Here is a 14348-nt window from a genome sequence, read left to right as displayed (position 1 = left end):
GAACGGCACCACGTCCTGGCTGGTCGAGTGGATGTCGAGAATGTGGTCGGCGGCGCCAACCACCGGCCGCAGTTCGCGGGCGCGGCGCAGTTCGGGGCTGTCCTCGGGGCCGTCCAGCCACTCGTCGGACCAGATCCGATTGAGGTTGTGCACGATCTGCCGGTTGTCGAAGGGCTTCTCGGGATCGAAGGCGTTGTAGGCCTCGACATGGGCGAAGCTCACGGTCAGCGTGCCGATCCTGGGTCGCACGCCGCTGTTCAGCAGATGCGTGGCAGCCACCATGCCGCAGATCTCGTTGCCATGGGTCAGCGCATTGATCAGAACGTGCGGGCCCGGCTTGCCGGTTTCGAAGCGGTGGACGTAGTCGATGCCGGTGTTGCCCTCGCGGTAGGCGGAAATGTCGCGCGGGACAACCTCGAGGGCGGCTTGGGAGAYGGTCATGGGATGCTTTTTTCTCGCTGGAGGAACGGTGCCAGCAGTGTGCCCCATCCGCCCGCGACCTGCGGAACGCGCCACAGGCCCCCGGAGCCGGCACGGCCCATCAATCCGGCTTCTTCGCCGCCTCCACCAGGGCCCGGATCGCCCAGCGCCTGACCTTCGACGCTTCCGCGTCGTCGAGTTGCAGCACGTCCTTGAAGACCACCATCGACTCGGTGCCGATGACGAGCGCGAGCGCCCGACTCAGGTTCTTGAAGGCCGCGGGCCTGAACTGGTCGCGGGCCGGTGCCAGCGCCGCATCGATCAACGGGCCGCGACGATTCTGGCGGGCCGGCAATCCGTCTGCGTGCTGGCCGCGAACCACGCGCTCCATCGAATGCGCCAGCATCATCCGCAGCGCCGCCTCGTTGGCGGCGATCATGTCGTTCAATGCGGCATCGACGCGCTCCAGGCGCAGCAAGGGATCCGGTGTCCGGACGTCACGCAGCACGTCGCCGGGTTCGGGGATCGGGATATGAAACGAAGCTTCGTGGTGCAGCGCGTCGACGTTCGGAAAGTAGCGGTACGCCGTGGCGCGCGACACCGCCGCCTCTTCCGCGATCTCCTCCAGGCTGGGCTTGCCGCCATGCCGCATGAGCCGCGCCGCCGCCTGCAGCAGGTCCTTCCGCGTGCGCCGGCGCTGGCTGGGACGCCCGGTCTTCTCGCTCTCGGTCATGGACGCGATCGCCGTTCTCAGTCCTGGGGCAATTGCTGCACGATGGCCGCGAGGTCGAGCCACACGTTCTCGCGCCGGATGTCGCCACCGGCGTCGAATTCGATGACATGCAGCAGCCTGAATTCCAGCGGACGTCCGCGTCCCTCGAGCCCGAAGGGCCGGCCCGGCGCCTTGCCGCGCCAAATCGATTCATCGACCAGGAAATCCCCGCCGTAGAGCCGCCGCAGGCATTCGACGCGGCTCTCGGACAGGTCGTTGAACAGCGCCTCGTAGAACGGCCTGGCACCGGCGCGGCCCCGTGTCGGCCCAGACGGCGAGCCGACGATGTCGTGTTCCACATCGGGCGAAAGTGTCGCCAGGACGCCTTCCACGTCATCCCTCGCTTCGAAGCTGAAATGCTCGTCGATCTTCCTGTCCATCTCGGTTCGGGTCAGCGCCATGCTCAGGTCCTCCATTGGGGTTGAGGGGGAGTGCCTGCGAACTTTAGTGAGACAAAAATCTCATTACAAGAAGTCGATCTCGATTCAATACATCCTTCTCATTGCCGAAATCTATGCGCGCCCGCCTCAATGGCCGCTGCCCAGATACGCCGCCTTCACCCCCGGGTCGTTGCGCAGCTTCTCGGCCGGCCCGTGCAGCGAGATGCGGCCGTTCTCGAGCACATAGCCGTAATCGGCCACGCCGAGCGCGGCGGCCGCGAACTGCTCGACCAGCAGCATGGTCACCCCCTCGCGCTTGAGCCGCTCGATGATGCGGAACACCTCGGCGACAAGGATCGGCGCCAGGCCCATCGACGGCTCGTCGAGCAGCACCACCTCGGGATTCAGCATCACGGCGCGGGCCATCGCGAGCATCTGCTGCTCGCCTCCGGACAGCGTGCCGGCCAACTGGGCGCGCCGTTCCTTCAGGCGCGGAAAGAGGTCGAGCGCGCGTTCGAGATCGCCTGCGACATCGCCGCGCGGGCGGCTGCCCGTCAAGCGCGGGAAGGCGCCCAGCGTGAGGTTGTCGGTCACGGTCATGGTCGCGAACACGCGCCGGCCCTCGGGCGAATGCGCCAGCCCGAGCTTGGCGATGTGATACGACTCGAGGCCGTCGATGCGCTTACCGTTGAGAGTGATCTCGCCGGCCGTCGGCTGGATCATTCCGGACACCGCTCGCATCGTCGTGGTCTTGCCGGCGCCGTTGGAGCCGATCAGGGTCACGACCTTGCCCTTGGGCACCTCGATGGAGACGCCGTGCAGCACCTGCACTTTGCCGTAGCCGGCCGATAGATTCTGGATGGTCAGCATGGTGGGTTCCTCAGGCCGGCTGCGGGCTGGCTTCCTGGCCGCCGAGATAGGCTTCGATCACCTTCGCATCGGACTGCACCGCTGCCGGCTCGCCCTCGGCGATCTTCTGCCCGAAGTCGAGCACCGACACCGTGTCGCACATGCTCATCACGACGTCCATGTGATGCTCGATCAGGATCACGGTCACGCCGTGCTCGCGGATCTTGCGGATGATCGCGATCAGTTCCCTGATGTCCGGCGCCGTCAGGCCCGCCGCCGGCTCGTCCAGCAGCAGCAGTTGCGGGTCGAGCGCCAGCGCGCGCGCGATCTCGAGCAGTCGCTGCTTGCCGTACGGCAGGTTGCGCGCCTCCTCGGCCGCGAACGCCTCCAGGCCGACGAACTTCAGCAACCCAAGCGCCCGGTTGGCGGCAGCCGTGTCCTCGCGCTTGTAGCGCGGCGTGTGCAGCGCGACGTCGAGCAGGTTGCTGCGGAAGCTGTGGTGCAGGCCGACCTGCACGTTCTGCTGCGCCGTCATCTCGCCGAACAGCTGCACGTTCTGGAAGGTGCGCGCAATGCCCGACAGCGCGATGTCGGCCGAGGTGCGCCCGACGAGCGAGCGGCCGCCGAAACTGATGGCGCCCGCCGTCGGCACGTAGATGCCGGTCAGGACGTTCATCATGGTGCTCTTGCCGGAGCCGTTGGGGCCGATCAGGCCGTGGATGGTGCCGCGCCGCACCGTGAGGTCGACGTTGTTGAGCGCCTTCAGGCCGCCAAACTGCATCAGCACGCCCGCGGCCTGCAGCACCTCCGGCTGGCCGCCGGCCATGGCCGCGACCGACACCGCGTCGGCCGGCGCCACGCCCGCTCCGACCGCCTCCTGCAGCGCCTTCGGCCGCCGCRGGTTCAGCGCATTGCGCACGAAGCCGACGATGCCGTCCTGCAGGTAGTAGACGACGAACAGCATGATCACGCCGAAGATCGAGAGCCGCCAGTCGGTCATGGTCTGGAGCCAGAACGACAGGCCCGCGAGCGCGATGCTGCCGACCACCGGAATCGCCATCTGCTTGGGCGTGACGCGCTTTCGCTGCACGCCCACCACGGCCACGATCATCACCAGCACCGCCAGGGCCACCGAGACGTAGCGGAACAATTCGACGTCGTCGAGCAGCTTGGGTAGCAGCACGATGATGGTGGCGCCGAGCATCCCCCCGATGCGGCTCTTGCGTCCGCCCATGATCACCGCCAGCAGGAACAGCACCGTGAGCTCGAAGTTGTAGGTGTTGGGCGAGATGTACTGCTCCGAATAGGCGTACAGGCTGCCGGCCAGCCCGGCGAAGCCCGCGCTGATCACGAACGCATAGACCTTGTAGCGGTAGACCGACACGCCCATGCAGTCGGAGGCCACCGGGCTGCCGCGCAGCGCCTCGAAGGCGCGCCCCAGGTGCGAGCGCAGGATGCGGTGCACCACGATCAGCGACAGCACCAGCATCGCGACCACCAGCCAATAGAACTCGCGCTCGTCGAGCTTGTGGCCGAACAGCGGTGGCTTGGTGAGCTTGATGCCCATCGGACCTTCGGTCAGAAAGCTCATCTCGTTGATGAGAATCTGGACGATGGTGCCGAAGGCCAGCGTGACCATCGCCAGGTAGGGTCCCGTGACGCGCAGCGCCGGCAGAGCCAGCAGCGCGCCGAACAGTGCGGTGACGCCGATCGATGCGATCAACGCCACCATCAGCGGCGCCCCGAGCTTGTAGACCAGCACGCCCGCGGTGTAGGCGCCGACGCCGAACAGCCCCGCATGGCCGAGCGAGACCTGCCCGGTGTAGCCGACCACGATGTCCAGCCCGAACAGCAGGATCGCGTAGATCATGATGGTCTCGAGCAGGTGGATGTAGTACGGGTTGTCGATGCCGATCGGGAACAGCAAGAGCGCTGCAAGACCGACGATGGCGAGAAGGAAGCGTCCGATTCTTGTATTCATTTGCGCGTCAGACCTTCTTGATCGCGGTCTTGCCGAACAGACCGGCCGGGCGAACCGCCAGCACGATCAGCAGCAGCACCAGGCCCGGCACGTCCTTGTAGCCGGTGCTCAGGTAGAAGCCGGTGGTGGTCTCGGCGATGCCGAGGATGATGCCGCCGAGGATGATCCCCATGCCGCTTGTCAAGCCGCCGATGATCGCCACCGCGAAGGCCTTGAGGCCCAGCACCGCGCCCATCGTGGCGCCGGTCAGCGTCAGCGGCGCGATCAGCACGCCCGCGAAAGCCGCGGTCAGCGAGGACAGCGCATACGAGAAGGTGATCACCAGCCCGGTGTTGATGCCCATCAGCTTGGCGGCGTCGCGGTCATTGAAGGTCGCGACCACCGCCTTGCCGTAAATCGAGCGGCGGTTGAACAACTCGACCGCCAGCATCATCAGGATGGCGCCGACGACCACCAGGATTTCCATCGGCAGCACGTTGGCGTTGAGGAACTTGATCGGCGCTTCGGGCAGCGGCGACGGGAACTTGAGGTCGTCGCGGCCCCAGACGTTTTCGGCCACGTTCTTGAAGATGATGCCGAGCGCGATGGTCGACATGATCCAGCCGAACTCCGACTTGATCTTGATCGCCGGGCGCACGCCGATGCGCTCGACTACGGCGCCCTGCACGGCGCCGAACAGGCACACCAGCGGGATCATGAGCCAGTAGTTGACGCCCAGCGTGACCAGTGTCAGGCCGACCAGGGCGCCGAGCATCAGCGCATCCCCCTGGCCGAAGTTGAGCGTGTCCGAGGTGGCGAAGGTGAGCTGATAGCCGAAGGCGATGACGGCGTAGATCATGCCCAGCGCAATGCCGCTGAAGATGAGTTGGGTCAGGATTTGCATGACGGCTTTCGCAAGGCGTTGGGCATGAAAAGACGCCGCCGCGGGCCTGACCCGAGGCGGCGTCGGCACGCGAACTCTTTAGTGCTTCAGCAGTGCGTCATTGGCGGCCTGGTCCTTGATGCGAACCTGCGACGCCGACTTCATGTCGTCGGCATTGGCGTAGATCACCCGGCCGCCCTTGACCTCGCCGAACACCGGGATGTTGGCGGTGATGGCGTCGTGGTCGATCTTGGAGAAGGGCTTGGTGTAGGTCGTGACCACGCCCGGGACCGGGGTCTGGAGGTCTTCCAGCGCGACCTTGATCTTCGGCCCCTCGGTGCTGTTGGCCTGCTTGATCGCAGCGGCCAGCAGGTAGATGGAGTCGTAGCCCTGCGCCGCCGACACCGGTGAATCGATGCGGTCGTTCTTGGGCTTGAAGGTCTTGAGGTAGCTGGCGATGAACTCCTTGCGCTTCGGCGTCGTGCCTTCCTGGATGAAGGTCTGCGGCATGCGCGCACCGTCGCCGCCGGGGCCGGCGTTGTCGATGAAGTTGGCCATCGACAGCGTCCAGCTGCCGATCATCGGCACCTTCCAGCCCAGCTTGGTCATGCCGTTGGCGATCTGTGCCAGCTCGGGGCCAATGCCGTAGGTCAGCACCACCTCGGCGCCGGCCTCCTTGGCCTTCAGCAGTTGGGCGGTCATGTCGACGTCCTTGATATTGAACTTCTCGACAGCCACCGGCGTGATGCCCTTGGCCTTGAGGGCTTTCTCGAGGTCTTCGCGGCCGAGCTGGCCGTAGTTGGTGGAGTCGGCCAGGATCGCGACCTTCTTGTAGCCGCGGCGGGTGATCGCCTCCTGGACGATCATCGGCGCCTGGATGCTGTCGTGAGCGGCGTTGCGGAAGACGTAGTTGTCGGGTTCCTTGTCGAACTGGTGGGTGACGATCGAGCCGGTCGCGACGTTGTTCAGCACCGGGATCTTGGCTTCCTGGAAGAAGCGCTGCGACGCCAGGGCCACGCCGGTGTTGATGTAGCCGACCACGGCCACGACCTTTTCCTTGTTGATGAACTCCTGGGCGATCTGCACGCCGCGCTCGTTCTTGGCTTCGTCGTCGCGTTCGACCAATTGGATCTGGCGGCCCAGTACGCCGCCGCTCTTGTTAATTTCATCGGTCGCCAGGCGCACGCCGTCGCGCATGCTGACGCCCATGGACGACGAGCCGCCGGTGAACGGTCCATCGACGCCGATCTTGATCGGGTCGGCGGCCAGCGCCGCGGCGGAAAACGCGATGGCGCTGACCACCGCGAGAAGCTTGAATCGCGATTGCATCGGTCGGAATCTCCAAATATTTTGTTGCAGGATTTGCATCTCCGAACATAGCGACGGGAACCGGTTTCGAAGAGAGTGACAACCCTAAAACCGCCTCCGGGGAATCCCCGATTCCGAGCTACGGCGCGTCCGACGCGTCCGGCGCCGCCGGCGGTTCTTCCTCGCGCCGCCCCGACCCCTTCTTGCGCGCCCGGGCCGCTTTCTTCGCACTGCGTTCGGCGTCGATCAACTGCCCGGCGGCCAGCCATTGCGCGAACTCCTCGGGCGTTTCCAGCGTGATGCGGCCGATGTTGCCGCTGCGGAATTCGTTCATCACGATCTCGGCCGCCTTCTGCAGATTGACCCGGCCCTTGCCGAGCAGCGCGCCGCGCTTGCGGCCGATGGCTTCGAGCACCTCCTCGTCGCTCAGCGCGCCGATCGGATCGATCTTGAAGCGCGCCTCGACCAGGCCGGCGTAGTGCCCCTTCAGGGTGGCGAGCAGTTCGAGCGCCACCTCTTCCTCATCGAAGGCATTGCGCCCGATGGCCCCGCTGGCCGCCAGGTTGTAGCCGCTCTTGGCGACGATGATGCGCGGCCACAGCATGCCGGGCGTGTCCCAGAGGTAGAAGTCGTCGGCCAGCGTGATGCGCTGCTCGAACTTGGTGATCCCGGCCTCGTCCCCGGTCTTGGCCTTGCGGCTGCCGGTCAGCGTGTTGATCAGCGTCGACTTGCCGACATTGGGAATGCCGCAGATCAGCACCCGCATCGGCTTGGCCATGCCGCCGCGCGAGGGCGCCAGCGCGTGGCAGGCATCGATGAGCTGCCGCGCCGGCGTGGTCTGGCTGGCGTCCAGTCCGATCGCCCGCGTGTCCGGCTGGGCGTTGTAGTGGGCCAGCCAGAGCGCCGTTCGGGCCGGGTCGGCCAGGTCCTGCTTGTTGAGGACCTTGAGCCCCGGCTTGTGGCCGGTGAGCTCAGCCAGCATCGGGTTGGCGCTGGAGCCGGGCAGCCGGGCGTCCAGCAGCTCGATGACCACATCGATGTCCTTGATACGCTCGGCAATGGCCTTCTGGGTCAGGTGCATGTGACCGGGGAACCACTGGATGGCCATCGGTATTTCTTTCTCTATCGGTACGGGTTCGAGCCGCGATTGTCGCCGGCCCGTGCGCGTGCTCGTCCGGCCCTCGGGCGCATTGTCCAAATGCTTACGCACTGCCACCCGGGTTGGGCGCACAGTAGGGGCTTGCAGAAAGGACGAACCGCTATGCAGATCCAGGTCAACACCGGCAACGGCATCGAGAACAAGGACGCGCTGGAGCGCTGGGCGGACGGCGAGATGCGGCAGGCCCTGGCCCGCTTCGCCGCCGACGTGACGCGCGTCGAAATCCACTTGAGCGACGAAAACCACGCCGCCAACGGCGGCGGCGACAAGCGCTGCACCATGGAAGCACGACTGGCCGGCCACAAGCCGCTGGCGGTCAGCCACCATGGCGCCAGCCTCGACGAAGCCTTCCGCGGTGCCGCCGACAAGCTCAGGCGTTCGCTCGACAGCACCCTGGGCCGGCTCTACGGGCACCGTGACCGCGAATCGATCCGCAAGGACGGCGACGCCGAGGTCGAGCCGTGAACAGGCCCTATCGCAGGAAGGCCAGCAGCAGCCGGGCCACCGCCTCGGGCTGCTCCTGCTGCACCCAATGGCCGGCCCCGTCGACCAGGTGCACGCCAGCCAGCTGCGTGCAGGCGCCGGCCTGCATGGCCTCGAAGTCGCCCGGCTTCTGGTAGATGCCCCAGTCGCTGCGCCCGGCGATGAAGCAGGAGGGAATGTCGATCGTGCGTCCCGACCAGGTCTGGAGTTCGGCCGTGAAGCGGCCGCTGGTGGCGCAGCGATACCACTGCAATCCGCCCTGGAATCCGGTGCGGGCGTACTCGGCGGCATAGACCGCGAGTTCGTCGCCGGACAGCCATCGGCAAGCGGCAACCTGTTGGGCCGATGGCGCTTCGGCCGCCACCGTTTCGGGCATCGTGCGGTCGGCCCGCATCACGTAGTAGGTCGGCAGCCTGGCCAGTTCATCGGCGGCCAGGGCTCGCAGCGGCAGCGGCCGGTTGTGCGTCCAGTCCGCGCTCTTGACGTGGTAATAGGCACGCAGAAACGCATGCAGACCCTGCGGCGCGCCGCGCATGTCGGCGTCGGCCTCGGGCGTCGAGTAGTACCACTGGTAGTGCTTGCGCGGCGGTGACAGCGCGGCGAGGCCGTCGAGCACGGTGCTGATCGCCGCCAGACCGGCTGCGGCGAGCGGCGAGCCGGCGCTGCCGAAGGGCATCGGCGGCGGCCCGCCGAAGGGCGCGCTCATCATGACGACCGAACGGAACACGTCGGGCCGRAGCAAGGCGCACCAGGCCGCCACCGGCGAGCCGAAGTCATGGCCGACCACCGCCGCGACGCTGCGATGGCCGAGGGCCCAGACCAGCCCGAGAGCATCGCGGACCAGGTTGGTGAGCCGGAACTCGTCGAGCGCGGCGTCGAAGCCCGGCTGCCAGCCGGTGGTGCGGCCATAGCCTCGCTGGTCGGGCGCGACCACGTGCCAGCCGGCCTGCGCCAGCGGGAGCATCAGCTTGCGCCAGCTGTAGGCCAGCTCGGGAAAGCCGTGCAGCAGCAGCACGCAAGGCCGCCCGGGCGTTTCGAAGCCGGCCTCGAGCACGTGCATCGACAGGCCATTGCCGTTGTCGACCTGGCGCGAACGGATGCCCGCGGGCAGCGGCAGGGCTTCGAGCGGCGTGCCGTCGTTCATGGGCTGCGTCGTCAGCGCTGGCCGGCGTTCGCCATCGCCTTGCCGACTTCGTTGCTGCCCTGGGCGGCACCGCTCTGAGGCACGATCTCGCCCGCCCGGTCGCCGACCTCGGCCAGCCGCGCGGCGAGTCGTTCGGGGGCATCGCTGCCGAGGCCGATCCAGGCGCCGTTGGTCAGCGTGATGTGGGCAGCCTCGAAGCTGCCGGCGCCGGCGCACAGGATGGTGCGGTTCGGCGCGTCCTGCGACGTCAGCACCAGCATCGCGGGCACCACGGCCTCGGGCTTCAGCGCCTCGAGCACGGCCTCTGGCATCAGGTCCTCGGTCATGCGGGTGGCGGCCGTCGGCGCCAGGCAGTTCACGCGGATGTCGTTCTTGGCGCCCTCGATGCTCAGCGTCTGCATGAGCCCCACCAGCGCCATCTTGGCCGCGCCGTAGTTGCTCTGGCCAAAGTTGCCGTACAGGCCCGACGACGAGGTGGTCATCACGATGCGGCCGTATTTCTGCTCGTTCATGAGCGCCCAGACCGCCTTTGTGCAGTTCACCGCGCCCATCAGGTGGACATCGACCACCAGGCGGAAATCGGCCAGGTCCATCTTGGTGAAGCTCTTGTCGCTCAGGATGCCGGCGTTGTTGACCAGGATGTCGACCCGGCCCCAGGCCCGGACCGCCTGGGTGACCATCGCCTGAACGGCCTCGAAATCGGTCACCGAGGCACCATTGGCGATCGCCTCGCCGCCAGCGGCCTTGATCTCGTCGACCACAGCCTGGGCCGCGCCGACCGAGCCGCCGGATCCGTCGCGGGCCCCGCCCAGGTCGTTGACCACCACCTTGGCGCCGCGCGCCGCCAATGCCAGCGCATGCTGGCGACCCAGGCCGCCGCCGGCGCCGGTGACGATGGCCACGCGGCCCTTGAAGTCGATGCTGCTCATGCTTTCCGTGCTTTCTCAGGAGTTCGTTGACGCGACGCGTTTTACCCCAGAAAGCGGCCGGCCCGAGCCGGCGATGCCGCCAGATCAGTCGTTTCGGCGACTCAAGCGCTCGCAATAGTCGAGCAGAAGGTCGATTTCTGCTGATTTGTCGAAGAAGGCATCCGCGCCCATCGCCTTGGAGCGGGCGCGAACGTCGGGTGTGGCGTAGTTGCTGACCACCAGCACCTTCTGATGGGCGCCCCGCTTGCGGCAGGCATCGACCACACCGAGGCCATTGCCCTGGTCAAGGAAGAGATCGACGATGGCCACGTCCCAGCTCTCGCGATGCTGGCGCAGCCAAGCCACGGCCTCATCCTCGCCGCTGGCGTGTGCCACCACGGTGGCGTCGACGATCTCTTCGAGAAAGCCGACGAGGTTTTCGCGAATGACGGGGTTGTCTTCGACCAGATAGGTCCTGAAAGTCATGATGGGGATGACAACAAAGTGTGCTTTTATTCAGACTGTGTTCACATCATCGCCAGACGGCGCGCCCCCGGCGGTGGGCCGTGGCGGCCAATTCGGGTAGGCAGCAACCTACCCGGTGTCATCGCTCACAGGGCGGCGCGCTGGCTCACCGGCCCGGCGGGGGCCTCCACCCAGTGGTTCTTGAAGCCCAGGCGCGCCGGCGAGACGTACTGCTCGCGGTAGATCTCGAAGGGCATGCTGTCGCTGACCTCGATCCGCTTCTGCGCTTCGATCGAGGTCTGCGTCATGCGCTCGAACAGCTCGCGCTGCGCCTCCGGGAGCGGCAGCGCCAGCAGGTCGGCGCGCGTCTGCTCGGAGCGGGCACGCACGAAGCCGACGAAAGAATCGTTGTGCGCCTGCTTCATCGCCTCCAGCACGCGCGCCGAGGGCAGCACGGCCGGGTCGCGCAGCGCCGCCCCAGCCGCCCTCACCGCCTCGGCGTGCGGCGTGCCGACGCCATGCGCCGCATCGAGTGCCGCGGCGATCGGCACGAACTGCTCGAGCAGCTCGGCGCCCCAGTCGGTCAGCGTGGCCTCGCGTCCGTCGCGGCGCAGCTGCAGGCCCGGCTCGCGCCCGCGGGCGGCGGTCAGGTGCTGGTTGTGCGCCAGGTCGGCGATCTCCTCGCGGGTGTCGGGCGGGCTGTCGCTGAGCAGGCAGTGCAGCAGGAAGACGTCGAGAAAGCGCATCGTCTGGGCATTGATGCCGACCGGCTCGAACGGATCGAGGTCCATCAGGCGCACCTCGACGTACTCGACGCCGCGTTCGCGCAGCGCATGCAGCGGCCGCTCCCCCGGATAGATCACGCGCTTCGGGCGGATCGTGCCGTAGAACTCGTTTTCTATCTGCAGCAGGCTGGTTGCGAGCTGGTTGTAGTCGCCGCCCAGGTTGCGGATCCCGATGGCCTCGTACGCCGGCCAGGGCCGGGTCAGCGCATCCTGCAGCGAGGCGCCGTAGCCGTCGAGGCTGTTGTAGCTCACCGCCAGCGAGGCCTGCGCCTCGCTCTGGTAGCCCAGCCGGCCCATGCGCAGCGAGGTGCCGTGGGGCATGTGCACGCTGCCCTCCCCCAGCGGTTGCAATTCGTGCGGCCGGCCGTCGACGAAGCTCGAGCACAGCGCCGGCGAGGCGCCGAACAGGTACAGCAGCAGGAAGGCGTGGCGGCGGAAGTTGCGGATCAGCGCGAAGTACTGTTCGCTCGACACCTCGGGCAGCGACCAGTTGTAGTGGATGCCCGAGATGGTCTGCATGCGCCGGCCGTAACGGTGGCTCAGGCCCATGCGATAGACGCTCTTGGCGCGGCCGACGTTGGACGAGCCGTAGAGCCCGATCGGGATGGTCTCGTCGGTCGGCAGCCCGCAGGGCATGCTCGACACCCACAGCCGCTCGTCGCCGGCCTCGTCGAGCACGCGATAGGTGAACTGGTGCACCCGCACCAGTTCTTCCAGCGCCGCCTCGACGCCGGTGTGGGCGCCGGTGATGAGTTCGAGCTGCGACTCGCTGAAATCGGTCGTGATGTGCGGATGGGTGAGCGCCGACCCGAGCGCTGACGGATGCGGCGTCAGGGCCAGCTTGCCATCCGGTTGCGCCCGCAGGCTTTCCTTCTCGATCCCGCGCCGCGCCCCCCGGAGCCGCGCAGGCGAGAGCGCGTCCAGGCGCTCCTTGAAGTTGCTCATTGAGTGATCACCCCTCGTTCTTTTGTGGGGACGGAAGGTAGCATGGCCTGAAAAGGCGCGCAGGCGGACTGAAATCCGCCGTTTCGGCTCAGCCGAGCACGCGCACGAGGAAGCGGTTCAGGTCGGCGATTTCCTCCATGCACACCGAGTGCTCCATCGGGTATTCATGCCATTCGATGTCGTAGCCCAGCGCTGTCAGGGTGTCTCGGCCCTGGGTGGCGCGGGCGATCATCACCACGCCGTCGCGCTGGCCGTGGGCCTGGAAGATCGGCGTCTGCTGGTTGGCAGGGCTGCGCTCGGCCGCCGTGGTATCGGCCAGCGGCAGGTAACCGGAGAGGCCGACGATGCCGGCCAGGCGCTCCGGGTGGCGCAGGCCGGTCAGGAAGGCCATCGCGCAGCCCTGGGAAAAGCCGGCGATCACGATGCGCGAGGCCGGGGTGCCACGGGCCTTCTCGGTGGCGATCAGGGCCTCGATCATCAGCTGCGAGCGACGAAATCCGGCCTCGTCCTCGCGCTTGGCCAGGTCGGGACCCAGGATGTCGTACCAGGCCGGCATGCGGTAGCCGCCGTTGATGGTGACCGGCATCACCGGCGCGTTCGGGAACACGAAGCGCACCGGGCCGACCGTCGACAGGTCGAGCTCGTTGGCAATGGGCACGAAGTCATTGCCGTCGGCGCCCAGGCCGTGCATGAGGAGGACGGTGGCCGTCGGGTTCGGGCCGGTTTCGATTTCGATGGGTGGATTTGACATGGCTGCGAAGTTACCTCAGAAACTGACCCGGACGCCGGCAGAATGCCCTTCGTACCACCAACGACCGGAGACATCCATGCTGACACTGATCGGCTTCGCGGCCAGCAACTACTACAACAAGGTCAAGCTGGCGCTGCGCGAGAAGAACGTGCCTTTCGCCGAAGAATTGGTCTGGCTCGGCGAAACCGACCTGAGCGCCTCGCCGCTGGGCAAGGTGCCCTACCTGCGCACCGACCAGGGCATGCTGTGCGAGTCGGCCGCGATCAACGAGTACATCGAGGCGGCCTACCCTGCCATTCCCCTGCTGCCGAGCGACCCCTACGCCGCCGCCAAGGTGCGCGAACTGAACCTCTACCTCGAGCTGCACCTCGAACTGGTGGCGCGCAACCTCTATCCCGAGGCCTTCTTCGGCGGCAAGGTGAGTGACGGCCTGAAGAAGAAGATCGGCCAGCAGCTCGAGAAGAACATTCCGRCCTTCGGCAAGCTCGCACGCTTCGACACGCCATTCATCGCCGGCGAGCAGTTCACGCTGGCCGATTGCGCAGCGATCACCCACCTGCCGCTGGTCGCCGGTGCGACACGCATCATTTATGGCCGCGACCTGCTCGAGGCACAACTGCCGGCCGCGCGTGACTACCTGAAGCGCATGAACCAGCGTCCCCACGTGATGCAGGTCAACGCCGACCGCAAGGCCAACACCGAGGCGATGCTGAAGCGCTACGCCTGACGCCGCGTCGCGGCAAGCTGCACGCATTCGACGAAGTGCCGTGCGGCGGGGTCAGCCGGTGGCCGCGCAGCTTGATCACGCACACATGCAGCGCCGGCAACTGCTCCTTGACGGCGACGCGCCGGATGCCGTGGTGCTTGAAGGTCAGGTCGACCAGCGGCTCGACGAACAGGCCGACCAGGTCCAAGTGGCCGACCAGCCCGAGCTCCACCGTGACCGACTCGCCAAGGCTCACCCGCGCCGGCGCGGTCAGGCCGATCGGTGCGAACAGCGGCGCCACCGCCTCGCGGCCCAATTCGCCGTCGCCGGGCAGCACCCATTCGGCCGCATGCAGATCCCGCAGCGATTCCGCGCTGCCGAGCGGGTGGCCGTCGCGCACCCGGACCGCCAACTGCACCGGGAACAGATC

Annotated in this window: 16 protein-coding genes; 2 read left to right on the top strand and 14 right to left on the bottom strand. The window is 67.0% G+C overall.

The window, feature by feature from the left end:
- From AC1DY5_RS18530 to ylqF, 8 genes are all read right to left on the bottom strand, one after another.
- Nucleotides 1-441, bottom strand: a 441-nt coding sequence (locus tag AC1DY5_RS18530; RefSeq protein WP_478113638.1) for a M14 family metallopeptidase, incomplete at its 3' end; no start/stop codon positions are given.
- A gap of 100 nt (nucleotides 442-541) precedes the next feature.
- Complete coding sequence (locus AC1DY5_RS18525; protein ID WP_478113636.1) at nucleotides 542-1153, bottom strand: TetR/AcrR family transcriptional regulator; 612 nt, start codon at nucleotides 1151-1153, stop codon at nucleotides 542-544.
- A gap of 17 nt (nucleotides 1154-1170) precedes the next feature.
- A complete protein-coding gene (locus AC1DY5_RS18520; protein ID WP_478113634.1) occupies nucleotides 1171-1593 on the bottom strand; it encodes an ester cyclase in 423 nt (140 codons plus the stop codon).
- Nucleotides 1594-1719: 126 nt separating this feature from the next.
- The gene (locus AC1DY5_RS18515) at nucleotides 1720-2442 is read right to left on the bottom strand and encodes an ABC transporter ATP-binding protein (RefSeq protein WP_478113632.1); all 723 of its coding nucleotides are present in this window, start codon (nucleotides 2440-2442) and stop codon (nucleotides 1720-1722) included.
- A 10-nt stretch (nucleotides 2443-2452) separates the two neighbouring features.
- Nucleotides 2453-4402: a branched-chain amino acid ABC transporter ATP-binding protein/permease gene (locus tag AC1DY5_RS18510; protein WP_478113630.1), complete on the bottom strand. Its 1950-nt coding sequence runs from the start codon at nucleotides 4400-4402 to the stop codon at nucleotides 2453-2455.
- Between the two features lie 7 nt (nucleotides 4403-4409).
- Nucleotides 4410-5285: a branched-chain amino acid ABC transporter permease gene (locus tag AC1DY5_RS18505; RefSeq protein ID WP_286503956.1), complete on the bottom strand. Its 876-nt coding sequence runs from the start codon at nucleotides 5283-5285 to the stop codon at nucleotides 4410-4412.
- 78 nt (nucleotides 5286-5363) lie between these two features.
- Nucleotides 5364-6593, bottom strand: a complete 1230-nt coding sequence (locus tag AC1DY5_RS18500; protein WP_478113628.1) for an ABC transporter substrate-binding protein — start codon at nucleotides 6591-6593, stop codon at nucleotides 5364-5366.
- A 118-nt stretch (nucleotides 6594-6711) separates the two neighbouring features.
- Nucleotides 6712-7680, bottom strand: coding sequence for a ribosome biogenesis GTPase YlqF (gene ylqF / locus AC1DY5_RS18495; RefSeq protein ID WP_478113627.1), 969 nt, complete (start codon nucleotides 7678-7680; stop codon nucleotides 6712-6714).
- A 153-nt stretch (nucleotides 7681-7833) separates the two neighbouring features.
- On the opposite strand from ylqF, the gene AC1DY5_RS18490 reads away from it, so the two are divergent.
- Nucleotides 7834-8196, top strand: a complete 363-nt coding sequence (locus AC1DY5_RS18490; protein ID WP_478113625.1) for an HPF/RaiA family ribosome-associated protein — start codon at nucleotides 7834-7836, stop codon at nucleotides 8194-8196.
- Between the two features lie 7 nt (nucleotides 8197-8203).
- On the opposite strand, the gene AC1DY5_RS18485 is transcribed toward AC1DY5_RS18490, so the two are convergent.
- The 5 genes from AC1DY5_RS18485 to AC1DY5_RS18465 all read right to left on the bottom strand — a co-directional run bounded on the left by AC1DY5_RS18485 (nucleotide 8204) and on the right by AC1DY5_RS18465 (nucleotide 13212).
- Nucleotides 8204-9358: an alpha/beta fold hydrolase gene (locus tag AC1DY5_RS18485; RefSeq protein WP_478113623.1), complete on the bottom strand. Its 1155-nt coding sequence runs from the start codon at nucleotides 9356-9358 to the stop codon at nucleotides 8204-8206.
- Between the two features lie 11 nt (nucleotides 9359-9369).
- Entirely contained in the window at nucleotides 9370-10287 is a 918-nt protein-coding gene (locus AC1DY5_RS18480; protein ID WP_478113621.1) for an SDR family NAD(P)-dependent oxidoreductase, read from the bottom strand.
- 84 nt (nucleotides 10288-10371) lie between these two features.
- Entirely contained in the window at nucleotides 10372-10752 is a 381-nt protein-coding gene (locus AC1DY5_RS18475; RefSeq protein ID WP_478113619.1) for a response regulator, read from the bottom strand.
- A gap of 125 nt (nucleotides 10753-10877) precedes the next feature.
- Complete coding sequence (gene gshA / locus AC1DY5_RS18470; protein ID WP_478113618.1) at nucleotides 10878-12461, bottom strand: glutamate--cysteine ligase; 1584 nt, start codon at nucleotides 12459-12461, stop codon at nucleotides 10878-10880.
- 88 nt (nucleotides 12462-12549) lie between these two features.
- Nucleotides 12550-13212, bottom strand: a complete 663-nt coding sequence (locus tag AC1DY5_RS18465) for an alpha/beta hydrolase (RefSeq protein ID WP_478113617.1) — start codon at nucleotides 13210-13212, stop codon at nucleotides 12550-12552.
- A gap of 76 nt (nucleotides 13213-13288) precedes the next feature.
- On the opposite strand from AC1DY5_RS18465, the gene AC1DY5_RS18460 reads away from it, so the two are divergent.
- On the top strand, nucleotides 13289-13939 hold the full coding sequence (locus AC1DY5_RS18460) for a glutathione S-transferase (RefSeq protein WP_478113615.1): 651 nt from the start codon (nucleotides 13289-13291) through the stop codon (nucleotides 13937-13939).
- Here AC1DY5_RS18460 and AC1DY5_RS18455 read toward each other — a convergent pair.
- Nucleotides 13887-14348: type 2 periplasmic-binding domain-containing protein (locus tag AC1DY5_RS18455; RefSeq protein ID WP_478113613.1), on the bottom strand; the 462-nt coding region annotated here is incomplete at its 5' end. The genes AC1DY5_RS18460 and AC1DY5_RS18455 overlap by 53 nt on opposite strands.

It is taken from the genome of Variovorax sp. P4_D9 (assembly GCF_056401695.1).
This window is presented reverse-complemented; position numbering and strand designations above follow the sequence as displayed.